Consider the following 22,385-nt stretch of genomic DNA (forward strand, 5'->3'; position numbering starts at 1 on the left):
AGGCAAAGATTGTGACGATCAACCCGCAGCGCGTGCGGTGGCTTCCAGATACGTAATGCTCGCATCCACTGAAGCGAAGCGCCGAGCGCTTAAGAAATAGAGTGGCCGCTCAACATCGAGCGACACCAACTCGATGCCCAACAGCGTGGCGGTCTCATCGCGGGTTCTCATATCTCGGACCGCAGTTGCCGCTAACTGCACTCTCGCTTGGTCTGCCGCCAAGACACTGAGCGTGCCGCCCACGGCCAGGCGCTGCACGAGATGATTAAACAGGGCGGCCTCGATAGGCGCAATAGCGCCGTGCTCCGGGAGAATGGCCGTCATATGGGCTATCGATCCGTCGAATCCGCGGGCGGCCACCTCTGCAACGGTACCAGCGAACACCAGATCTGTCGCTTCGGACAACGCAAACATGGACGCGAGATACAGATTGCGATCTACTGCTCCTGCGTCCCCAGCGGCACTAAAGCCGCAACGCGAAGCCTGGAAGATCACATAATGCCCATCGGTTTCGGCACGAGGAAAGAGTCGCGCGCCGAGACGAGCGGCCGCTTCAAAGGATTCCGGACTCGCGCCGGTGCATTGCGTCCTGCCTGCGCGTCGCAGTCCTGCTTCGACCACGCCAATTCCTACCTTTGCATAAGGACGCAATGCGCCCCACCGAACGACGTTTGCCATGATCCGCCTCCTTTTGAGGTCGGATAACAATACCGCGCATATTCTGTCAACTCATTACATGCAGAGATGGCGATGCAATGCCTGATTTCACAGCCTCGCCGGCCCATCACCCCAGCAAAACCGCTTGCAATCAGCCTTTGCACATCTATGGTGGGGCGGTGCGCTCCAGTCGGAACAGTCGGATAGGGGGCGCGCTGTGGCGCCAACTCGGCCCACAGCGCCGTGTTCGACCTCAGATCCCGAAAATTGTCCTCCCCCAACTTTCTCCGCCGCAGCCACTCCGCGTTCCGCCAATTCACTCCTATGGGGACAGGTACCTTCAAATGCCCAATACACGGGCATTTGAAGGTACCTGTCCCCATCAGATGCACTTAGCGGCGGAGTTGGCGGGGCGGCGGGGAGCACGCCCCCCCTCCCCGCCACCACCCTCCACACCGGCGGCGCCCCCAGCACCTGAGGATGCCGATAGCGTGGATGCCAGCGGTGACGACTCCGACGAAGTCACCTTCCGTCCCCAGGACCTCCCGCTGCCGTATCGCAACTACGCGGGGATCTCTACCGCATGGCGGGAGATCGCGGCGACGGTCAAACTCCTATTTCGGTTGAAGGGATTCCGGATCGCCAACTTCGAAGCGCTCGGGGATTTCTGGGACATCTTCAATCAGGCAGTGCGGGTCCGCTGCTCGGTCCCCCGTGAGGCGCCGACGTTCGACATCGACGCGCTAAGTTTCCATGAAGAAGTCGCCGGCGACTTCTTCAGCGAACGCGATCCGGAATTCATCCGCGCCGTCGCGCGCGTGCATCACAAGATGCGCCGTTTCTACGCCGCTCCCGGCGAGCGGGTACCGACCACCGAAGTCGTATTCAACTTCCCCGCGCTGGAGCGCGAGGCACGCGTCTTTCTGCGGACCAGTCCCGTGCTCGATCCGGCGATCACGGTGGATGAACTGCTCCGTGCTGTCATGCTGCTCGATGAGGCACTACAGGCGAAGCAAGCGATTGATCCGCACCACGTCAACAGCTTCGCACTCCAGCAACTGGCCGCCGATCTCTTCCCACGGGAGCAACCGGCCTTTCGCGCGGCCGTGCAATGCATCCGTGCCAAATACCAATATCGTCATGCGCATGGGTCCTTCGCCGGCCTGCTCATTCCGGTGCGGCAAGCCCTGCAGGGACGCCCCAACCCCGGATTGTACTATCTGAATCACATCCTCGACCAACTGGGCCTCAGTCGCGAAGTCCTCGTCACGACCCTCGGAATCCCGTTGTCGCAAATTGCCACTAACTTGGCCCATCCACGTCGCTATTTCCCATTCTCCAGTCTGGCCCGCCTCCTCAATCTGCTCGAACTCCCGGATGTGAGTGGGCTCGTCTATTGCTGCTATCGACCGTTCCTCGATCGTTATTGCGCGCCGCAGATTGCTGCCGCACGGGTCCAGTTACACGCGGCCAACCACTGCCGCCCCACGGAACAGCTGCGCCGTTTCGGGATCGGCGGACTCGCGCGCGCCCATCGCATCGTTCGCGGCTTGCGGCTCACGGACGTGCTGGGCCACACCGCTTTCCCGATCCACAAAGACAAGACGTTGATCCATTTGGAACACAACCGCGGCAAACCGCTGACTCTAGAGACCGCGTTCGACCTGATCGATTTTTATGGAATGGGCGTCGAGGGCCTGTTCGCGCTGATGCCGGACTTGCCGCGACTTATTCCCACGCACCAACCAACCGGAGTGCTAGTCGAACCGCTCGCGTCGTGGCCGTTTGCACTGCCAGGCTACGCGCCGGAGGTGTATGTCACCGGCGGAGCAAAAGAAAAAGGGGTCAGCGCCTATAACGAGCCCCGCACATCGGGAACGTTAAGTCACCGCTTGCTGTTCGAGCGAACGCTGCGCGGTTGGAGTCGCGCGGAACTGGCGAAAAAAACGGGACTCGCCGAAACGACGATTTATTACTTGGAACGCGACGCTCGGCCTCCGGAAGACGATACGTTAGCGATCCTCGCCCATCCGCGGATCTTCAATATCCCGATCGATGAGCTGCGCGCGTTGGCCCACGCGTCGCAGTAAACTACTTCACTTCATACGCGCCGATATCAAACCCACCGCTGGACGGCCGCGTGTGTCCGACCAGGTCCGAGCGAAAGTCAGCCGCACCCCACGGCCCTTTCCACTCCGTCCCGATCTGCAGCAGGTTGTAGGCCTTATTAATGACCGGCGACCCGCTACCGACGTGGAACGGATCCGCGACGCCTTGATACACTTCATCAAATTGCGGTTCCGCCACGATTGTGCCGCTCGCGTTGAACGGAAGGGCCTTGGCCTGAATCATCGCATCGTCGATGGCATACTCACCAGTCTGGTCGTTGTAGCAATATTTCACCGGCAACGGCCGACTCAGATTCTTCACGAGCTGCACTGGCACAAACTTGGTCGGCGCAAAGGCGATGGCCGCTGTGTGCTCTGTCCCATCCGCGGGCGCCAAGATGTTGTCGTAGAGACTCCCATCGGCGATCGATTCCAGATATACGGCTCGCACACGCGGGCCTTGACGCACACGCACGGTATTCGCCCAGACACGCAGTTGCCCCAAATGCAGTAGATCCAACCCCGTGGTCCAATTCGGCGCGGCCGAAGTATTGTCGACGAAAATCCCATTCGTCGCCACCATGCTCGCTGCCACGCCATCCAATTGGATACCGGTCGCCGTTTCGGCACCGCTGACACTGAGCCGATTCCGCTCCAACAACACTGCCGCACCGCCTTGCACCTCCACCGCCGTCGCCGATTTTTGTGCCGCCGTCAGCGTAATCACACTGTCGCGCCACGTCAGTTGCGATTGTTTCGTCGCGGCCTGTTCCAACAAATGTAGGCCGGTACTCGTCGAACTCCCTTGCACCAGGATCGTATTTCTCCGGCCGTTCAGGGTGTAATGATGTCCCTCGAAGTCAGACACCGACACCCCGGTGGCCCCACCATCGAGTTGCGTCGGCTCGCCGACGGTGATGGTACTATTCCGCAGCGTCACCGTCGTACCCGATTGCTTCGGCACGATCGTGATGCCGTTGACACTCGGTAAGATGTCTCCGGCCTCGGCCGTGGCCTGTATCGTCAATGCATCAAGATCGGCCGTATTCCAGACCGTCAACGCGCCCAGCGCTCCAGACTGCACGACTGTCGTGATCTGAACACCCCACAGATATGTCGTCCCTCCCGTATTCCCGACGATGACATTTCCATTGAGCACGGTAGGCGTCTTTGTCACATCGCGGGTCAGGATCTGCGTCGCCGGGTCATAACTGTACCCGCCGTAGAATGAGACGTTGTGGAACAACGCTTGACCCAACGCATTCTTCGCCTCGTAGGTTCCGGCCAGCAGAAACAGCTTCCGCTTCCCGTTCACCTGGATCGCCTGCATCGCCTGCTTCAGTGTCGGAAACGGTTTGGCCAGACTCCCGTCGGCGTCGGCACCGCCGTTCGCGCCCACCCACACCGCCCCGCTGTCGCAGATGTCGCCCATCTTCGTGCTGTCGTGATTCAACCGATCCACATCGAGTTGGTTCGTATTCGCCACCAGTGGACAGTTATCTTTCGGATCGAGGATCGTGTCGTTGTCGTCGTCGGTATCGCAAAGATCGCCTTGTGCGTCGTCATCGGCGTTCGCTTGATCGGCGTTTTGCAAACCGCCGCAGTTGTCGAGTGTATCGTTGAAGCCGTCGCCGTCTTGGTCTTGTTCACACGCATTCCCAACTTGATTGCCGTCGCTGTCGAGTTGATCGGCATTCACCAGGAGCGGACAGTTGTCAGCTGCATTCAACGCGCCGTCGCCATCGGTATCGTCGTCGCAGGCATTCCCAAGCGCGTCGCCGTCTTGATCGACCTGTTCCGCATTCGCGGACGCTGCACAGTTGTCCGCTGCGTTCACCAGTCCATCGCCGTCGGCATCGTCGTCGCACGCATCGCCGAACTTGTCGCCATCGGTATTGCCCTGATCCGCGTTCGCCACGTTTGGACAGTTATCTTCCGCGTCCATCTGTTTGTCGCCGTCCACGTCGTTTTCGCAGGCGTCGCCCTCGCCGTCTTGATCCAGATCCTGCTGCTCCACATTCACGACATAGGGACAATTGTCCGTCGCGTTCGGGAGTCCGTCCCAATCGATATCGGCATCGCACGCGTCGCCTTGATTGTCGTCGTCGAGATCGGCCTGTGCGGGATTCGGCCCTTGCGGACAATTATCTTTCGCATCGGCCACGCCGTCACCGTCGCGATCACCTTCGCAGGCGTCGCCGATCCCGTCTTTGTCCAGATCGGATTGCGACGGATCGGCAACGAGGAGACAGTGATCGCTCATGTTGACCACCCCGTCGCCGTCGAGGTCGTCGTCGCAGTCGTCACCTAATGCGTCTCCGTCGAGATCGATCTGATTCGGATTCGCAGTCGTCAGGCAGTTATCGTCCGGATCCGCCACGCCGTCGGCATCGGTATCTTGTGGCAGCACGGCCAACCCACCGCCGCCGCTACTGGACGGACTCGTCGTCACGTCGCCCGATGATCCGCTGGCACTGGAACTCGCCGTCGTCGCCCCACCGCTCGCGGAAGAGCCCGTCGGATCAGTGTTCGAGGGCTGCGGTTCTGGCGTCGAGCTTTGCGTCGGCGTCGCTGCCGGTGACGTGGAGCCCTGCTGATCGTTGCACGCCGCGGTCAGGCAACAGAGGCCAATACCCATCATGCAAACAAACTGCCGCATAGCAAACCTCCAATGTCGGGATCATGGAGGTTCACTATAGCGGACCACAGGGGGCCGACTCAAGGTGAATCCAGCGCGGAACACGATTTTGCGCCGGTTTATTGCGCGATCAGCAACGAGCAGCCGGCCTTCGCGCCACCACTCGCGGCCCCGGACTGCCCTGCGGCCGTCGTTCCCGCGCCGCTACTGGCTTCCTCCCCTTCGGCCGAATCGGGACCGGCTTCCCCAGCCACACTTCCACCCGAGCCATCATCGGCGACCGCGTCTGCATCGCCGGCATCCGACGCCGGCTGCTCGCTCCCGCCCGCCCCCGCCGCAGCCCGTTCACCGCTATCCCCACTGTCCGCCGCAGCCGCTGCGCCGCCTTTATCGGCTGGCGCATCGCCTCCATCCGCAGCGGCCGCAGCGTTATCACCGGCGCCGCCATCATTCGCGGCCGGTTGCTGCGCCGCAGGCGCCTGAGCCGGCTCATCGGCCGGGGCCTGCGCGGCAGGCGCCGCAGCGGCCGGCGCCTCGCCTTGAATTTCCAACGCCGCTGTCGCCGACCACGCGCTTGTGAGGCCCGTCGCGTCGGAGGCACGCACGCGCCAAAAGTAATTGCCTGGATCCAATACGCTCACTGCACGGAAACGCGAGGTTCCCTGATTCCCCGCTTGAATATTCCCTGCCGCATGCAGCAACTGCCCGCACGCGGCGTCGGCACAGAACGCCACGGAATACATCACCACATCGCCATCGAGTTCGACCACGTTCTGCCACACGACTTCACCATTATGGACCGTGAGCGTATGCGCCGTCGCGACTGGCGTCGGTGGCGGATCGTTCACTTGAATCACGAACGACCGCGCCCCGGCCCACGCACTGAGCCCGTCTTCGCTGTCGCGCGCCCGCACCCGCCAGTAATACAGCACGCCATCGGAGAGGTCTTGCGGCACCGACCACGCGGTGGCTAATCCCGCCGCTTCCGCAATACCGGCTTGGTTCACCACCACATTCGCGAACAACTGATCCGTGGCCACTTGGACGTCATACGTCCGCAGGTCGCCGTCCACATCGCCCGCATTACTCCACTGCAGTGCCGGCGTGCGATCGTCCAACGTCGCGCCTTGCGCCGGCCCGGCCAGCGCCGGTGTCGTGGGAGTGTGATTGTTGATGATCAGTTCGACCGAGGCCCCGACGCCGTAATACGTGGCGAAATCATCGTCCGAAATCCGCGCCTCGGCCCAATAATTTCCGCGCGGAATGGCCGCCGTGGAAACGACGACACTGTTCGCGCCATCCTCTTGGGCCGTTTCGCCGAACGCCAACGTCTGCCACTGTTGATCCCGATAATGGAAGCTGAGTCGCGCATTCGAATCGGGATCGAAGTCAAGCCATTGAAAGGTGAACGTGTCCGCTGCGGTCTGATCGCCGATCCGCGGCGTGGTCAATTTCATAGCCGGACGCCAATTGGTCAGCTGCTTCACCACCAATTGCGTCGAGCCATCCCAATTCGACGCCGTGTACGCCATCGCCATCCGCTGCGCGCCATCAACGGCCAGTGTCAGCCCGGAAAAATCGCGCGGCGGCGCCACGCTGAATGCGAGCGTTTCCTGCCAATGTGTCGCCGTCCCGTCGATCCCTTGCTCCGGGAAATAGATCGACTCCATTCGCAGATAATTGGCCGACCCAAAGAGCGCCGACCGGAAATAATAGCGATAGAAGAGATGAATGTTATCGGCCGGTCCCACTGCGATTTGCGTGTATCCGCCGGCATCTTGCGCCGACGTTTGGATGGCCTGCGACTGGCTCCACTGGCCGGCATCGCGGCGTCGATAATAGTACGTATAGTAGCCTTGGGCATCGCGCTGCTGATACGCCAGGTGGGCGACGTTGCGTGAATCGAAGCCGAGCGAGATCCACAATCCGGACTGCCCGTTGCCATCGAGTTGCACCGGCGCTTGCCAGGCATTGCCGTCATGTTCGACCCACATCAGCGCGGCTGACGTATCGTTATTGCGTTGCAAATACGCGATCGCCGGATTCCCATCGCGATCGAAGGCGAGACTCGGATACTGGCCGACATCGCCATTTGCGACCACGGTCTCCGTCGCCCACACCCCGTTCAAGCGCGTGGCATAGCGGAGATCCCGATTGCTGCTGTCGTAATAGGCTGCGGCCAAATTCCCGTCCGCGTCTTTGGCAAGACTGATGCGCCCATTCGGCAAAAAGCTGCCGATGATATTGGCATCGGCCGTCGCGATCGTCCATTGACCACCCTCGAACTTCGCATGCCGCAGATCGTTATCGGTAAAATTGTAATAGAGGATGTGTGCGACGTCGTTCGCGTCGTACGTCAAGGCGCAGTGCCACCCGACGTTGTCGCCGCTCCCGTTGTCGTCATCCACGACCTCGGTCGACCACGCCGCCCCATCATACGAGGCGAATCCGAGTCGATCATTGTCGGCATCCCGATAACAGACCCCGATTTGCCCCTGACTATCAAAGGCGATCGATGTGCTGTCAGTCCCCACATTGCCATTGGTATCGACCGTCGTGGTCGTGAAGGTATGTGCTTGGACTTGCGAGACAATACAGAGCACGGCGACCGCCACCCCAACCCCCAGGAGATTGCGCATAGCCACAGATTATACGACATCTGTTGTGGGCCGCAACGAGTGAGAGTGTACTCTGACCGGGCTCATGGGTAGGACACGACCCGCACCGCATCAGGCGGCCCATAGCGAGACAGCGGCCTGCCACAAGGTCATGCCGAGACCAACCAGTGCAACTTGGCGGTTGGTATCGGGGACACGGCGCTGCATCAGCCACTCCGCGCCCAACACGAGCGGCGTGCTGACCGCCCACACGGTCAGCCCGGCGAGCAGCATCCCCCCCAGCGGCCGACCGGTGACATGCACACCATTAGTGATCATGGTGTGCGCGACATCGAAGACAAACCCCTGCGGACCTTGCATCACCAGTGCGCGCAACAACGGCCGCCCCGGCCAGCGGCGCAGACACGCATCGCGGACCAGATGAGTTTCGAATCCCCACAGCGCACCGGCGATCGCCAACTGCCCGACCTGCTCCGGATGGGCCGCCAACGTCCCCTCCGCGGCATGGGCCACCGCTTCCCCACTGCCTAAGACCGCGGCCAATCCCGCCGACGCCAACAGACGATCGACTGGGAACAGGGCGCGCAGTACCGAGCCGAATCGTGTCAGTCCACGACGAACGGGATGGAACCACGAATTCAGACGAGCCCGCGCGGGAGACGCAGGCAACGCGGCAGCCACCGCCAGAGAAGCATCGCCGCGTGAAGCGCGGACCTGCGCGGCAGGCCGCGCCGGTCGGGCGGACATTGCGATAGCACTCCGAGGTTTTTCAATCCACCAACTGCTCATACCATTGCGCCTGTAAAAGATTTCCACACGTGTGCCAATGCGCGACGCGTCAGCCTGACGAATGTCATAGCAATTTTCTGTCATGGACAGTATGAGCGCGGCATTACTGACATCAGGAGGAACCTTATGAAGAGACGGTATCATTATATAGGCGTGGCGGCGGTCTGGGCAGCGTGTGGCGTAACCACTATCGCGCACGCTGCGGGCGATGTCGCACAGGGCAAAATCGTCTACGACCGACTCTGCGCTAGTTGCCACGGCGCCGGCGGTGCGGGCGACGGTCCGGCCGGCACGGCGCTCACACCCAAACCGCGCAACTTCAAAGACGCGGTCGCGATGAAGGCACTCACCGACGATCGGATCAAACAAGTCACCCTGAAAGGCGGCGCCTCGGTCGGACTCTCTCCGCTGATGCCCCCATGGGAAGCGGCGTTGAAGCCGGGGGAAATTGATCATCTCCTCGTCTTCATCCGCTCGCTCAGCGCCGGAAAATAGCGACATGGCGCCCTACCAATGGGGCTTTCCGCTCGGATTTCTCGCCGGCATCGGTGGGATTGGGGTCTGGGTGTTATTTTGGACCAATCTTTTCCCCCTCTACCCCGGAGTGCTGCACGCCGAAGGAATGATCGGCGGATTTCTCGTTATCGTCGCGACCGGCTTTCTGATGACCGCGCTGCCGCGCTTCAGCGGCACGCGGCCGGCGTCGCGGCGTGAGAGTGGGTTCTTGATCGCCACCAGTGTCGCGTTGCTCAGCAGTCTCCTCTTCGCATGGCGTCTCCCCTTTCACACGACGCTTTGGTTGCACATCACATGTTGGTTCAGTTTTGCACTGTCACGACTGCGCACCGCCACCGTTGCGCCACCCCCGCCATTTTTTCTGGTCGGCGTCGGTTGGGCGATCGCGTGGTGCAGTACAACGGTGTGGTTGCTCGCGGATCTCCTGACGTGGCAGTGGCCCGCGTTGTCGCCACTCTCACCGCTGCTGTTGCGGGGCGCGCGCCAGGGACTCTTGTACGGTTTCCCGATCGCGCTGATGCTCGGGATCGGCGCACGGATTGTCCCAATGATCCAAGGCCGCGAAACGCCACCGCCCACCGCGCCATCGGGCGGGGAACGCCCAGTGATCCGTCCGCAACCCCGCTTCATCGGATACGCCGCCGTCTTGCTGTGTGGACTCATGGCCAAAACGTGGGGACAGGAGCAATTGGGACATTTACTCCTCGCGCTCCTCGTCACCACGCGCTTAGTGAGCGATTGGCGCGTCACGGAGACACCGCCGGTGCGCGGCACCTTAAGCCGCACGCTCTGGTGCGCGGCCTGGGGTTTCTTGATCGGGCTGTGGGGGCCGGTCATTGCGCCGCGCTATGCGATTCATACGACGCACATTTTTTTCATCGGCGGGGTGACACTGCTGATCTTCGGTGTCGCCACGCGCGTCATCCTGGCCCACGGCGATTACGGACTGCGCCTTGAACAACGTTCCTGGGCAATACGCCTGCTCCTCATCGCGTTCCTGCTCGCGCTCGGCACCCGCATCACGGCGCCATTCATCACCAATTACTTCTCGCATCTCGCGTATGCCGCCATCTTCTGGCTCCTCGGCGTCGCCGCGTGGAGCTGGACGTTCGCTCCCAAATTATTCCGCTGGAAAGCACGTCCGCCGCGGTGATAACAAACGTCTCCAGATGAACCCACTGACCATTTTATTTTTATGCACCGGGAACTCGTGCCGCAGTCAAATGGCCGAAGGTTGGGCACGGCACTTCCATCCGACCCGCATCGTCCCCTATTCCGCCGGCATCGCACCTGATCCGTTGAATCCGCGCGCCGTCACGGTGATGCGAGAAGCCGGCGTTGATATTGCCGACCAGTATTCGAAACCACCCACGGCGTTGGCACACGTGCGTTTCGACTACGTCATCACTTTATGCGGCCATGCCCACGAACACTGTCCCATTTTCCCAGGTACCGTGCCGATCCTGCACTACGGTGTCGAAGATCCGGTCGTCCTCGCTCGCACCGCACCGGATGAAGCCGCAGCGTTGAGCCACTATCGCCGGATTCGAGATGCACTGCGAGAATTCGTGGCCACACTGCCGGAGTGGTTGGCGGAGAAGTGAGGGATGGCAGCCGGTCTCCTCACCTTTCTATCCCAGTTGTCATCAAACGCCGCGAAGTTTATCGCTGAGTCGTTTCTGACAGCCGCCGCAATGCCGCCCATTCCTCCGGCGTATTGATATTCGCGAGGCTCCGGGCGAACGAGTCGTGGGTCATCCAGTCGGCGGGCGGCACGATGGCAACATGTGGGCGGCAACGGTCGATCAGTGCATGTAGGCTGTGGCGCTCCCCCTGCAACACGGTGGCAATTTCCGGCAACACCGCACGCGCATACACGCCGGGCAGTGGCGAATCGGCTAAGTGAGTGATCGTCGCTGTTGCGCTTGCAGCCCAGAGGTGTTCAGCCACCGCCGGAACTAGCCACGGCATATCGGCCGCCGTCAACAGGACGCGTTCGACGGGGAGTCGTTCCAAGGCGCCGCGCAACGCGTGCAGCGGGCCGGCCCCGGGCGTCACGTCCTCCAATAGCGGCAGGCCGGTGGCGACGAGATGCGGCCGCGGCGGCCCCAACAAGACGACGCGGCAACCGATCACCGTTAAGGTGTGTGCCAGCTGTTGCACGACCGATTGCGATCCGAGCGTCAACGCGGTCTTATCGGATCCGAAACGGAGACTGACGCCCCCGGTAAGGATGCAGGCGGTCCGTTCCATTCCACACTCCCGTTGGCAAAACATTCCTGCTTCCAAATCGGGACACGTGCTTTCAACGTGTCGATCAGCCAGCGCGCTGCGGGAAACGCAGTGTCGCGATGCGCGGCCGCCACACCGATCACAACACTCACGTCACCGACCGCGAGTCGCCCCACCCGATGCCACAGTACGCCGCGGCACAACGCCCACTGCGCTGCGGCCTCGGTCAACAAGCGTTCGCACTCGGCAACAGCCATCGGCAGATACGCTTCATAGTGAATCGCCGTCACGGCCCGCCCCTGGTGCGTGTCCCGCACGCGTCCCACGAATAACACGACCCCACCCGCCCGCTCGTCCGCCAACGCCGCATACGCCGAGTCGATCGAGAGCGACTCAGTGGTAACGAGAATCGGGCAGAGATCGATCGACATAAATTATCCGCCGGCCACGGGTGGAATTAACGCGACTTCGTCGCCGGGCTGAATAGCGTAGTCGGCCGCGACATACGCGTGATTCACCGCCACGCGCGTACACGAAGACCAGCGCGCGGCCTCGGTCGAATCGGGGAGGACATAACGGAGCAATTCACCGGCGTGGACCGGTTCCGGGACATCGATCGCGATCGACGCGGAGCCAACCCGATCACGCAAGCCCGCAAATAATAAGATTTGGAGTTTCATGCCACGTCTCCACCGCACACGATCGGTAACTGCTGAACACAGACGCGACTCCCCGCCACGGCATCAGTGCAATCCTCCGGCAGGACAATCAGCGCGTTCGCTTCCGCAAACGGACGCAACCGATGCGATTCTTGTACACCAAGCGGCGTTACGGTCCAACGATCGGCGACCCAATTCGTGCGCGCGCGGAGGAAATGCGTCATCCCGGCACGTTTCGTGATGGACTCGGTCAACTCCGCCACCCACTGCGGTAACTGCGGTTCGGCGATGCCCATCCAACGGCCGATCGCGAGCCGCACATATTCGTAATAACAAGTCAGACTCGAGACCGGATTGCCCGGCAAACCGAAGACGAGTTGCCGGCCGCGACGCCCGCAATAGATCGGCTTCCCCGGTTTCTGACGCACTTTCCAAAAGACCGCTTCGACACCGAGCTCCGCCAGCAGCCCTTTCACATAATCGGCCTGTCCGACCGAGACACCGCCGGTCACGAGCACGACGTCCGCGGTGTCGAGCGCTTGACTCAGAATCACGCGTTGGGCGGCGACATCATCGACTGTCGGTGCATGCACGATCGGCCGAATCCCAAATTCCGTCAGCGCCGCACGCAGCGCCACACTATTGCTCTCGTATAGTTGCCCCGGTTGCAGTGGCTGTCCCAACGGAACAAGTTCGCTCCCGGTCGGGACGATCGCCACACGCGGCCGCTCGTACACGTCGACTGCGGCAACGCCGATGCTCGCCAAATAGCCAACGGCCGCCGCCGTGAGCGGCACACCGACCGCGAACGCAACCTCACCAGCTCGCGTCTCCTCCGCACGTCGTCGCAGATGTGCGCCGTTGCGCATTGGGGCACGGAGCACGATCGTGCCATCCCGCTCCTCGACGTCTTCCAACGGCACCACGGCCGTGGCCCCAGCGGGCACCGGAGCGCCGGTCGTAATGCGCCACGCAGTTCGGGGATCGAAACGTGCCGTGACCACCGGCCCCGCCAATTGCTCGCCCGTCAGTGGCAGCAGCAACGGCTGTGCCGCACTCGCCGCCGCAGTCATTTCATGACAAACGGCAAAGCCATCCATCGCCGAATTATCGAACGCGGGGGAATCGACCACTGCGCGTGGCGCCACCGCCAACGTGCGGCCCAGCGCGTCCGCCAGACCACAGCGCCGCACCGGCCCAGGGGATACGAGCGCCAAGATCGCTTGTTGTGCCTCCGCCACAGAAATCATCGTTTCCTTTGTGCATCACAGCGGGGACAGGTACCGTCAAACCCGCTAGAAAGCTGCATCGCACGGTACCTGTCCCCGCTGCGATGACTTCGACTTCAGCCTGCTAATGTCCCCCACCGCGCATCATCGGATATAAATGAAACAGCGCGGGGAAAATGGCATCCATCGATTCGGCGACGCCGCGCGACGAGCCGGGCAAATTCGCAATCACGGTCTTGCCGCGCACGCCGATCAGGCCGCGCGACAACATCGCGTATGGCGTGCGGCGTTGACCGTGCGCGCGCATCGCCTCGGCGATGCCGGGGATCTCGCGCTCGATCACGCTGCGGGTCGCCTCGACCGTCACGTCGCGCGGGCCGAGGCCGGTGCCGCCGGTCGTTAGCACGAGATCGTAGGCCTCATCTGCCCACTGGCGCAGCGTCGCCGCAATCGCGGCTTGGTCATCGGGCAGCACCAGAAACGTCTGCGGCGTGAGGCTAAAAGCACGCAGCCGTTTCTGGATGTAGGCGCCCGATTTGTCCTCCCGCTTCCCGGCGTGAGTTGCGTCCGAGGTCACCAGAACCGCGACCCGCAAGGACTCCGGAATCCGTTCTTGATAATCGCTCTTCCCACCAGTTTTTTCCACCAACCGCACGCCGCTGATTTCCAGACTCGCGTCCATCGCCTTGCCAATGTCATAGAGCGTCAGCGCGGCGATCGTCGCCGCCGTCAGCGCTTCCATTTCCATCCCGGTGCGCCAAATGGCCGTCACACGCGCTTCGACTCGGAGTTTGCCCTCCACCGCCGCAATCTCCACCAGCACTTGGTCGAGTGGGATCGGATGACAATGCGGAATCAGTTCCCAGGTGCGCTTCGCCGCCAACATCCCGGCTATGCGCGCCACATCCACCGCGTTCCCCTTTGGCGTATCACCGCGCAGTAACGCCTCTAACACCGGCGCCGGCCCCAGCACCCACGCCTCGGCCGTCGCCGTGCGCAATGTCTCGATCTTGTGCGAAATGGATTTCATAGCACGGTCACCCCCCAATCACTTGGATCCGCGGCATCGTTTCTCCTTGCCACTCCGCGACGGTGTGGGCCGCGTGCCCCGCCGGTTTGTGGACAATGGCCTCTTGCAGCCGCGATTGCAACGCCGCATCGTCGTACAGATACGGGCGCAGGTCGTACTCCAATGGACTAAAGAGGCAGAGCCGCAACTTCCCGGTGGCGGTCAAGCGCACGCGCGCGCAATCGCCGCAAAACGGTTTACTGAGTGATTCGATGAATCCGACGCGCGCGCGCGTGCCTTCGATCGCATACGACTGCGCCGGTGCACTGCCGCGTTCCAGCGGGAGCAACCGCCACCGCGCCATGAGCCAATTTCGCACCGTGTCCATCGAAAACCACAGGTCCGGACTCCAGCCCGATCCGCAGAGCGGCATGAATTCAATGAAGCGGACTTCAATGCCGCGTTCCACGGCCAGATCGATCAGCTCGCAGACCTCCGCTTCCGTTACGCCGGCTAACACCACGGAGTTGAGCTTAATCCCGAAGCCAACTGCGCATGCGGCTTCGAATCCTGCCCAGACCTCGCGCAGCGCATCACGCAAGCACACCCACTGGAAGCGGAGCGGATTAAGCGTGTCGAGGCTGATATTGATGCGGCGCAATCCGGCGTCCCACAACGCGTGCGCCTTGCCCGCTAACAACGCCCCGTTAGTCGTGAGGCTCAGGTCTTCCAGTCCCGGCAACGCGGCCAATTGCCGCACGAGAATTTCGATCTCGCTGCGGAGCAGCGGCTCGCCGCCGGTCAGGCGGATTTTACGTCCGCCTAATGCGAGAAAGTTCCGTGCGACGGTTGTGATCTCTTCAAAGCGCAAGACCTCTTTGTGTGGAACCCAACGAATCCCTTCCGGCGGCATGCAATAGCGGCAGCGGAAATTGCAACGATCGGTCACCGAAATCCGCAGATTGTCGATCCGTCGCCCGAAGGTATCGGTCATCGTCATATGATTTGGACTCTACCCGGCCTTATCAACCACGATGAATGCGAACAATCAACAGAGGAAGTGACGCCGATCATGTCTGATATATCGGCTGACTCAGTATGGTGTGTGCACGTCACACGTGGCATTGGGGGAACATCATCATGCACTATGACCTATGTCGGCAACGCGTCCTCAAGTGGCTCGCCAACAGTAGCTTTGCCGTCGCACTTTTCGCGGCGGCTGGTCCGGCACACGCCGACGGCAAGACCCTCTTTCAACAGAAATGCGCGGCCTGTCACAGCATCGGCGGTGGAAAGTTGGTGGGTCCGGATCTGCAAGGCGTCGTCCAGAAACGGGATCGAGCTTGGCTGACACGCTGGATCCGCGAACCGGACGCCATGCTGGCCGAGAAGGATGCGACCGCTGTCGCGCTACTCCAGGAATACAATAATGTCCCGATGCCGAATCTAGGCGTCAGCGAGGCCGACGCGACGGCGATCGTCGCGTACTTGGAAACGACCGGTGGCTCGGCACCGGCACCCACGACGCCGGCACCGGCGCCCGCCACACTGCCGGCACCGACGCGCGACGAAATCACGCTCGGACAAAACCTGTTTCAAGGCACTGTGCGCTTCACCAACGGCGGCCCGTCCTGCATTTCATGCCACCATGTGAAGAATGACGCGGTGATCGGCGGTGGCATTCTGGCCAAGGAATTGACCACGGTCTTCTCGCGGATGGGCGGGCCCGGCGTGCGCGCGATCTTGGGTGGCCCGCCGTTCCCGGTGATGCAAGCCGCGTATCTGGATCGGGCATTCACCGATGAAGAAACCCAGGCACTGGTCGCGTTTCTCCAATACGCCGATCGGGAACACGCGTACCAGCAGCCGCGCGATTACGGTTGGGGGCTGTTCATCGCCGGGGTATGCGGGGTGCTCGTGCTGGCCGGGCTGATTGCGCTGCTCGGATGCCGTCGGAAGAAACAGTCGGTGAATCAGTCGATCTACGACCGCCAAATCAAGTCAGAGTAAGGGAGCGCGACATGGGGTGGATCAAAGACATCATCTCGCCGGAAACGCGGCAATGGGAAGAGTTTTATCGCAATCGGTTCCAACATGACCGAATCGTCCGCAGCACGCACGGCGTGAATTGCACCGGAGGCTGCTCCTGGCAGATCCACGTCAAGGACGGGATCGTGGTCTGGGAGACGCAACAGTTGGACTATCCGCTGCTGGAAGATTCGCTGCCGCCCTATGAACCGCGCGGCTGTCAACGTGGGATCTCTTTCTCGTGGTATCTCTACAGTCCGCTCCGGATCAAATATCCGCTGATTCGCGGCGCGTTGATCGACACCTATCGCGCAGCGAAAGAGCGAACCGGCGATCCGCTGAAGGCGTGGGAGTCGCTGCAACAAGATGCTGAACAACGCGCCCGTTATCAGAACGCGCGCGGTAAAGGCGGATTTCGTCGCACCAGTTGGGCCGAAGTGCTCGAACTGATGGCCGTCGCGAATATCTACACCGCGAAAAAATACGGTCCCGATCGCGTGATCGGATTTTCGCCGATCCCGGCGATGTCGATGTTGAGCTACGCGGCGGGCGGCCGCTTCCTGCAATTGTTCGGCGGCGTGAACTTGAGTTTCTACGATTGGTATTGCGATCTTCCTACCGCATTTCCGGAGATCTGGGGCGAACAAACCGACGTCTGCGAGAGTGCGGATTGGTACAACGCGAAAATGATCGCCGATATGGGTGCGTGTCTGAATATGACCCGCACGCCCGATTGCCATTTTTTCGCGGAATCGCGCCATAACGGCACCAAGGCCGTCGTGTTCTCGCCCGACTTCAGCCAAGTCTGCAAATACGCCGACCAATGGGTCCCGCTCCATGCCGGCAGCGACGGCGCGTTCTGGATGGCCGTCTCGCATGTGATCTTGAAAGAGTTTCATCACGAACAGCAAAACCCGTATTTCCTGCAATACGTCAAACAATACACCGACAGCCCATACCTGGTGGTGTTGAATCAAGACGGCGACCACTACACGCCGGGTCGGCTGCTGCGCGCCAACGAACTCGCGCCCTTCAAAGACCTCGAGAACGGGGAATGGAAGTTTCTCAATATCGACGCGGCCTCGGGCGAACTCGTGGTGCCGAAGGGCGCCATGGGCCATCGCTGGGAAAAGGCCGGCGGCAAGTGGAATTTGAAATTGGAAAATACGACCAATGACCAGAGTTACGATCCGGTCCTGACACTCCTCACGCAACACGACGCCGTGCTGAACACCGCGTTCACCGAGTTTGCGCAAGACAAACAGGCACTGCGCGGCGTGCCGGTCAAATATATCGAGACGCTGCACGGCAAGGTCGCGGTGGCGACGGTGTACGACTTGATCATGGCGCAATACGGCGTCGGACGTGGTCTCGCGGGCGAGTATCCGAAGGATTACACCGATCCGGACGCCGCGTACACGCCGGCGTGGCAGGAACTGTTCACCGGCGTCGATGCAAAGACCGTACTGCAGTTCGCACGCGAGTGGGCCAATACGGCCGCGGTCACCGAAGGGAAGTGCATGATCATCATCGGGGCCGGAATCAATCACTGGTACCACGCCAACCTGATGTATCGCGCCGGCGCGATGGCGCTGATGCTCTCCGGCTGTGTCGGGAAAAACGGCGGCGGCTTGAACCATTACGTCGGCCAGGAAAAACTCGCGCCGGTCGATTCGTGGGGCTCGATCGCATTCGCGCGCGACTGGGTCGGCGCGGCACGGCTACAACAGGCCCCGCTGTGGCATTACATCAATACCTGCCAATATCGCTACGACGGGCAGTATTCGCGCTACAACACGGTACCGAAGAATGCGCTCACCGATCGCCACACCGCGGACACAATCGCGATGTCGGTGCGCAATGGTTGGATGCCGTTCTACCCGCAGTTCAAACAGAATCCGTTGTCACTCGGCCGCGAGGCCGTCGCCAAAGGCGCGAAGGACGACGCCGGGATCACGCAATATGTATTGGAACAATTGAAGTCGAAGCGCTTGGAATATTCCGTCAGCGATCCGGAGGCGCCGGAAAATCATCCGCGCGTTTGGTACATTTGGCGCGGCAACGCGATCATGGGGAGCATGAAGGGTCATGAATACGCGCTGAAGCATTACCTCGGCACGCATTCGAATGCGATCGGACAAGATTCTGCGGTCCATCCGCAGGAGGTGAAGTGGCACGAGATCGCGCCGCGCGGAAAAATGGATCTGATCGTCGACTTGAATTTCCGGATGGATTCGTCGGCGCTCTACTCCGATATCGTGTTGCCGGCGGCCTCCTGGTACGAAAAAGCCGATCTCAACAGTACCGATCTGCATTCGTTCATCCATCCGCTCTCGGCCGCGATTGCGCCGGTCTGGGAATCGAAGACCGACTGGAACATCTTCAAGGAACTGGCGCAGGCCACCAGTGCGGCGGCGAAGCAGTATTGGCCGGAGCCGCAGATCGACGTCGTCACTGCACCGCTGGCGCATGATGCGGCGGATGAAATCACGCAACCAACCGTGAAGGACTGGTATCGCGGCGAATGCGAGCCGATCCCCGGCAAGACGATGCACAAACTCGCGGTGGTGCGGCGCGACTACACGAAGCTATACGAACACTTCATCACGTTGGGCGAAAACGTGAAGACCAAAGGCCTCGGCGCGCACGGAAATCATTATATGTGCGCGGCCGAGTACGACGAGATGATCACGTCCAACCACTTCCCGGTCGAGACGCTCGACGGCAAGGTTTATCCATCGCTGAAAGAAGACGAATGGGCCGCGAACGCAGTCCTCCACCTCTCCACGCTGACTAACGGCGCGCTGACAGTGCGGGCCTACGAAAACATGGAAAAGAAAACCGGTCTGAAGCTCGCCGATTTGGGCGAAGGCAACAAAGAAGTCCGCATTCGGTACGCGGATCTTCAAGCCCAGCCGCGCCGCTACAACACCTCGCCGCTCTGGTCGGGGCTGATGAACAACGGCCGCGCATATTGCGCGTATACGTACAACGTCGACCGCTTAGTGCCGTGGCGCACGCTGACCGGCCGGCAACATTTCTATCTCGATCACGAGATGTATCTCGCATACGGCGAACATCTCCCGACGTACAAACCGTCACCGCGGCCAGAACTGTACGGCGATTTGAAAGAGACGCTGAAAAACGGCCAGGCGAAAGTGCTCAATTGCCTGACGCCGCACGGCAAGTGGCATATCCACTCGACCTACGGCGACACGTTGCGGATGCAGACGCTCTCGCGCGGCTGCGAGCCGTGTTGGTTGAGCGAAACGGATGCGCGCGAGCTCGGCATCCAGGACAACGATTGGGTCGAAGTCTATAACGACCACGGCGTCTACTGCACGCGCGCATGCGTCAGCGCGCGAATCCCGAAAGGCGTCTGCATCGTCTATCACGTGCCGGAACGGACGATCGGCATTCCGAAATCGCAAGTCCGCGGCAACAGGCGGGCCGGCGGCCACAACAGCTTCACGCGCATCCACTTGAAGCCGAACTTCCTGTGCGGCGGCTATGGCCAGTTTTCGTATCACTTCAATTATTGGGGGCCGATCGCCCCGCAACGGGACACGCACGTGACGGTCAAGAAAATGACCAAGGTCGTATTCTGACCGAACGACGAGGGGCGACATGGACATCCGTTCACAAGTTTCAATGGTCTTTCACCTCGACAAATGCATCGGCTGCCACACCTGTTCGGTCGCGTGTAAGAATATTTGGACCGACCGCAAAGGCGCGGAATACATGTGGTGGAACAACGTCGAGACGAAACCGGGCACCGGCTATCCGACGAAGTGGGAAGACCAAACGATCTACAAAGGCGGTTGGGAAAAACACGGTGACGGGATTGCGTTGCGCGGGGCCGGCAAACGCAAGGGGTTGTTGAACATCTTTCACAATCCCAACTTGCCGGTGATCGACGATTATTACGAACCGTTTACTTACAAATATCTCGACTTGATCGAATCGCCGGCCGGCGACGACCAACCGACGGCGCGTCCCGTTTCGTTGATTACCGGAAAGCCGATCGACATCAAGATGGGCCCGAACTGGGACGATGACCTCTCCGGCAGCCCCGACTATGCGCGCAACGATCCGAATTTAAAAGACCTGTCGCCCGGCGAACGCGAGGCGATGTTCCAGTTGGAACGGATGGCCTTCTTCTATCTGCCGCGCATTTGCAATCACTGTCTGAATCCCGCGTGTGTCGCGGCGTGCCCGTCGGGCGCGATTTACAAGCGCGGCGAAGACGGCGTAGTGCTGATCAACCAAAATGTCTGTCGCGCGTGGCGGATGTGCGTCACCGCGTGTCCGTATAAGAAGACCTATTACAACTGGCACACCGGCAAGGCCGAGAAATGCATCCTCTGTTATCCGCGGATCGAGGCCGGGCTGGCGCCGGCGTGCATGCACTCCTGCGTCGGTCGCATCCGCTATCTCGGCGTGATCCTCTACGACGCGGATCGGATCCAACAAGCGGCATCGGCGGAGGCGCAGCACGTCATCCAGAGTCAAATGGACATCCTGATGGATCCGTTCGATCCGGCAGTCATCGCCTCCGCGAAAGCGAACGGGATCGCGGACTCCACAATCCATGCGGCGCAGCAGTCGCCCACGTACAAATTCGTGAAGCAGTGGGGATTGGCACTGCCGCTCCACGCCGAATTCCGCACCCTCCCGATGTTGTTCTATGTCCCGCCGCTGCTCCCGGTGATGGCCTCGGTGAAAGCGGTCCAACAAGGCGAGCAAGCCGCGAAGCTCGGACCCGTGGCCAAGGTGTGGGACGATAACTGGCTGTACGACACGAGCACGGCGGAGTTGTGGGGCACCATCGAACAGGCTCGCTTCCCGCTGAAGTACCTCGCGAACTTGCTCGGCGCTGGCGATGAGCATGCCGTGAAGGATCGGTTGAAGAAATTGATGGCGGTCCGGATCTACCGACGGTGGAAGACGGTCGGCGATGTCACGGAACAAAAGGCGCAAGAAGTGCTGCGCGACGTGGGCTACACGCCGGCCATTGCCGACGCAGTGTATTACCTCACGTCGCTGGCGAAGTTCGACGATCGATTTGTGATTCCCGCAGCGCATCGCGAACAAGCGATCGAGATGTTGGAATTCACCGGCGACAAGAAAGGCAGCACCGGCTTCGGCTTCAAAGAAGGCACGATGGCGAGAGGATTGTGACCCCTATGCAACCTACCCTGTATGAGCAACTAGCCGCGCTCTTCGACTTCCCCGGCCCGGAATTCGCGGCGCACGGAGCCGTCGCCGTCGAGGCCGTGCAAGCTGCGTATCCGGAGGCCGCGTCCGTGCTGCAACGCTTTCTCGCCGGCATCCCGTCCCGCATGGTCGACCAACAAGAACTTTACACGCGGACTTTCGACGTCCAAGCGACCACAACGCTGGACATCGGCTACATCCTGTTCGGCGACGACTACAAACGCGCCAAGCTGTTGGCGCACTTGACGCGCGAACATCGCCAACAGGCCAACGATTGTCGCGGCGAATTGGCCGATCATCTTCCCAACCTCTTGCGCTTGCTGCCGAAAATGCCGGACGCGGAATTGCGCGCCGAACTGGTCAGCGAAATTCTCGTACCGGCATTGCTGCTGATGCGGCGCGAGTTCGACACGGAGCGGATCGAAAAGAAAAATGCGCATTATCAAAAACATTACCGCACGCTGCTCGACACCGCGCCCGGCGAGGCGCGCACCATCTACGCGCAAGCGCTCGATGCGCTGCTGCTCGTGTTGCAACACGACTTCCAGGTCGCGGCGCAGATCGAGCGACTGACCGCGTGGTCCAGCCGTCCGCAATCGACCGACTTTCTCGGACTGGTCGGCAAGGAAATGGAGATTGAAACCGAGGTCAATCCGCACAATAGCGGCTGCGACTCGTAACCAAG

The 22,385-nt window shown here is 61.1% G+C and carries 18 protein-coding genes; 8 read left to right on the forward strand and 10 right to left on the reverse strand.

Annotated elements, in window-relative coordinates:
- Positions 1–18: 18 nt before the first annotated feature.
- Complete coding sequence (locus HY696_07905; protein MBI4238323.1) at positions 19–678, reverse strand: hypothetical protein; 660 nt, start codon at positions 676–678, stop codon at positions 19–21.
- 323 nt (positions 679–1,001) lie between these two features.
- On the opposite strand from HY696_07905, the gene HY696_07910 reads away from it, so the two are divergent.
- Positions 1,002–2,747, forward strand: coding sequence for a helix-turn-helix transcriptional regulator (locus HY696_07910; GenBank protein ID MBI4238324.1), 1,746 nt, complete (start codon positions 1,002–1,004; stop codon positions 2,745–2,747).
- 1 nt (position 2,748) lies between these two features.
- On the opposite strand, the gene HY696_07915 is transcribed toward HY696_07910, so the two are convergent.
- From HY696_07915 to HY696_07925, 3 genes are all read right to left on the reverse strand, one after another.
- Entirely contained in the window at positions 2,749–5,424 is a 2,676-nt protein-coding gene (locus HY696_07915; protein ID MBI4238325.1) for a thrombospondin type 3 repeat-containing protein, read from the reverse strand.
- 98 nt (positions 5,425–5,522) lie between these two features.
- Positions 5,523–8,042, reverse strand: a complete 2,520-nt coding sequence (locus tag HY696_07920) for a hypothetical protein (protein ID MBI4238326.1) — start codon at positions 8,040–8,042, stop codon at positions 5,523–5,525.
- A 90-nt stretch (positions 8,043–8,132) separates the two neighbouring features.
- Positions 8,133–8,768 (reverse strand): hypothetical protein, encoded by a 636-nt coding sequence (locus HY696_07925; GenBank protein MBI4238327.1) that lies wholly within the window; start codon positions 8,766–8,768, stop codon positions 8,133–8,135.
- 168 nt (positions 8,769–8,936) lie between these two features.
- Here HY696_07925 and HY696_07930 point away from each other — a divergent pair, with 168 nt between their 5' ends.
- From HY696_07930 to HY696_07940, 3 genes are read left to right on the forward strand one after another with little or no spacing between them, the layout of a single operon-like run.
- Positions 8,937–9,305: a cytochrome c gene (locus tag HY696_07930; protein ID MBI4238328.1), complete on the forward strand. Its 369-nt coding sequence runs from the start codon at positions 8,937–8,939 to the stop codon at positions 9,303–9,305.
- Positions 9,306–9,309: 4 nt separating this feature from the next.
- A complete protein-coding gene (locus HY696_07935; GenBank protein MBI4238329.1) occupies positions 9,310–10,479 on the forward strand; it encodes an NnrS family protein in 1,170 nt (389 codons plus the stop codon).
- Between the two features lie 16 nt (positions 10,480–10,495).
- Positions 10,496–10,930 carry an arsenate reductase ArsC gene (locus tag HY696_07940; protein ID MBI4238330.1) on the forward strand — a complete coding sequence of 145 codons (435 nt, stop codon included), beginning with the start codon at positions 10,496–10,498 and terminating at the stop codon, positions 10,928–10,930.
- 58 nt (positions 10,931–10,988) lie between these two features.
- Here HY696_07940 and HY696_07945 read toward each other — a convergent pair whose 3' ends face one another.
- The 6 genes from HY696_07945 to moaA form a co-directional block, all read right to left on the reverse strand.
- Positions 10,989–11,579, reverse strand: coding sequence for a molybdenum cofactor guanylyltransferase (locus tag HY696_07945; protein MBI4238331.1), 591 nt, complete (start codon positions 11,577–11,579; stop codon positions 10,989–10,991).
- Positions 11,510–11,989, reverse strand: a complete 480-nt coding sequence (locus HY696_07950) for a molybdenum cofactor biosynthesis protein MoaE (GenBank protein MBI4238332.1) — start codon at positions 11,987–11,989, stop codon at positions 11,510–11,512. Before HY696_07950 ends, HY696_07945 begins: the two co-directional genes overlap by 70 nt.
- 3 nt (positions 11,990–11,992) lie before the next feature.
- A complete protein-coding gene (locus tag HY696_07955; GenBank protein ID MBI4238333.1) occupies positions 11,993–12,238 on the reverse strand; it encodes a MoaD/ThiS family protein in 246 nt (81 codons plus the stop codon).
- Entirely contained in the window at positions 12,235–13,467 is a 1,233-nt protein-coding gene (locus tag HY696_07960) for a molybdopterin molybdotransferase MoeA (GenBank protein ID MBI4238334.1), read from the reverse strand. The genes HY696_07955 and HY696_07960 overlap by 4 nt, the downstream gene beginning before the upstream one ends.
- A 103-nt stretch (positions 13,468–13,570) precedes the next feature.
- Complete coding sequence (locus tag HY696_07965; GenBank protein MBI4238335.1) at positions 13,571–14,476, reverse strand: bifunctional molybdenum cofactor biosynthesis protein MoaC/MoaB; 906 nt, start codon at positions 14,474–14,476, stop codon at positions 13,571–13,573.
- A 7-nt stretch (positions 14,477–14,483) separates the two neighbouring features.
- Positions 14,484–15,449: a GTP 3',8-cyclase MoaA gene (moaA, locus tag HY696_07970; protein MBI4238336.1), complete on the reverse strand. Its 966-nt coding sequence runs from the start codon at positions 15,447–15,449 to the stop codon at positions 14,484–14,486.
- Positions 15,450–15,595: 146 nt separating this feature from the next.
- Between moaA and HY696_07975 the strand changes: the two genes are divergently transcribed.
- Genes HY696_07975 through HY696_07990 form a run of 4 tightly spaced genes read left to right on the forward strand, consistent with a single transcriptional unit; the run spans position 15,596 to position 22,380 of the window.
- Positions 15,596–16,465 carry a cytochrome c gene (locus tag HY696_07975; protein ID MBI4238337.1) on the forward strand — a complete coding sequence of 290 codons (870 nt, stop codon included), beginning with the start codon at positions 15,596–15,598 and terminating at the stop codon, positions 16,463–16,465.
- 11 nt (positions 16,466–16,476) lie between these two features.
- A complete protein-coding gene (locus tag HY696_07980; protein MBI4238338.1) occupies positions 16,477–20,091 on the forward strand; it encodes a nitrate reductase subunit alpha in 3,615 nt (1,204 codons plus the stop codon).
- A gap of 19 nt (positions 20,092–20,110) precedes the next feature.
- Positions 20,111–21,664: a nitrate reductase subunit beta gene (gene narH, locus HY696_07985; protein MBI4238339.1), complete on the forward strand. Its 1,554-nt coding sequence runs from the start codon at positions 20,111–20,113 to the stop codon at positions 21,662–21,664.
- Between the two features lie 5 nt (positions 21,665–21,669).
- A complete protein-coding gene (locus tag HY696_07990) occupies positions 21,670–22,380 on the forward strand; it encodes a hypothetical protein (protein MBI4238340.1) in 711 nt (236 codons plus the stop codon).
- Positions 22,381–22,385 lie beyond the last annotated feature (5 nt).

The sequence above is a fragment of the Deltaproteobacteria bacterium genome, from assembly GCA_016210045.1.
Classification (GTDB): domain Bacteria; phylum UBA10199; class UBA10199.

Coding starts and splice junctions, on each gene's coding strand:
- HY696_07905 (MBI4238323.1), bottom strand. CDS start 678: ATGGCAAACGTCGTTCGGTGGGGCGCATTGCGTCCTTATGCAAAGGTA.
- HY696_07910 (MBI4238324.1), top strand. CDS start 1,002: ATGCCCAATACACGGGCATTTGAAGGTACCTGTCCCCATCAGATGCAC.
- HY696_07915 (MBI4238325.1), bottom strand. CDS start 5,424: ATGCGGCAGTTTGTTTGCATGATGGGTATTGGCCTCTGTTGCCTGACC.
- HY696_07920 (MBI4238326.1), bottom strand. CDS start 8,042: ATGCGCAATCTCCTGGGGGTTGGGGTGGCGGTCGCCGTGCTCTGTATT.
- HY696_07925 (MBI4238327.1), bottom strand. CDS start 8,768: ATGTCCGCCCGACCGGCGCGGCCTGCCGCGCAGGTCCGCGCTTCACGC.
- HY696_07930 (MBI4238328.1), top strand. CDS start 8,937: ATGAAGAGACGGTATCATTATATAGGCGTGGCGGCGGTCTGGGCAGCG.
- HY696_07935 (MBI4238329.1), top strand. CDS start 9,310: ATGGCGCCCTACCAATGGGGCTTTCCGCTCGGATTTCTCGCCGGCATC.
- HY696_07940 (MBI4238330.1), top strand. CDS start 10,496: ATGAACCCACTGACCATTTTATTTTTATGCACCGGGAACTCGTGCCGC.
- HY696_07945 (MBI4238331.1), bottom strand. CDS start 11,579: ATGGAACGGACCGCCTGCATCCTTACCGGGGGCGTCAGTCTCCGTTTC.
- HY696_07950 (MBI4238332.1), bottom strand. CDS start 11,989: ATGTCGATCGATCTCTGCCCGATTCTCGTTACCACTGAGTCGCTCTCG.
- HY696_07955 (MBI4238333.1), bottom strand. CDS start 12,238: ATGAAACTCCAAATCTTATTATTTGCGGGCTTGCGTGATCGGGTTGGC.
- HY696_07960 (MBI4238334.1), bottom strand. CDS start 13,467: ATGATTTCTGTGGCGGAGGCACAACAAGCGATCTTGGCGCTCGTATCC.
- HY696_07965 (MBI4238335.1), bottom strand. CDS start 14,476: ATGAAATCCATTTCGCACAAGATCGAGACATTGCGCACGGCGACGGCC.
- moaA (MBI4238336.1), bottom strand. CDS start 15,449: ATGACCGATACCTTCGGGCGACGGATCGACAATCTGCGGATTTCGGTG.
- HY696_07975 (MBI4238337.1), top strand. CDS start 15,596: ATGCACTATGACCTATGTCGGCAACGCGTCCTCAAGTGGCTCGCCAAC.
- HY696_07980 (MBI4238338.1), top strand. CDS start 16,477: ATGGGGTGGATCAAAGACATCATCTCGCCGGAAACGCGGCAATGGGAA.
- narH (MBI4238339.1), top strand. CDS start 20,111: ATGGACATCCGTTCACAAGTTTCAATGGTCTTTCACCTCGACAAATGC.
- HY696_07990 (MBI4238340.1), top strand. CDS start 21,670: ATGCAACCTACCCTGTATGAGCAACTAGCCGCGCTCTTCGACTTCCCC.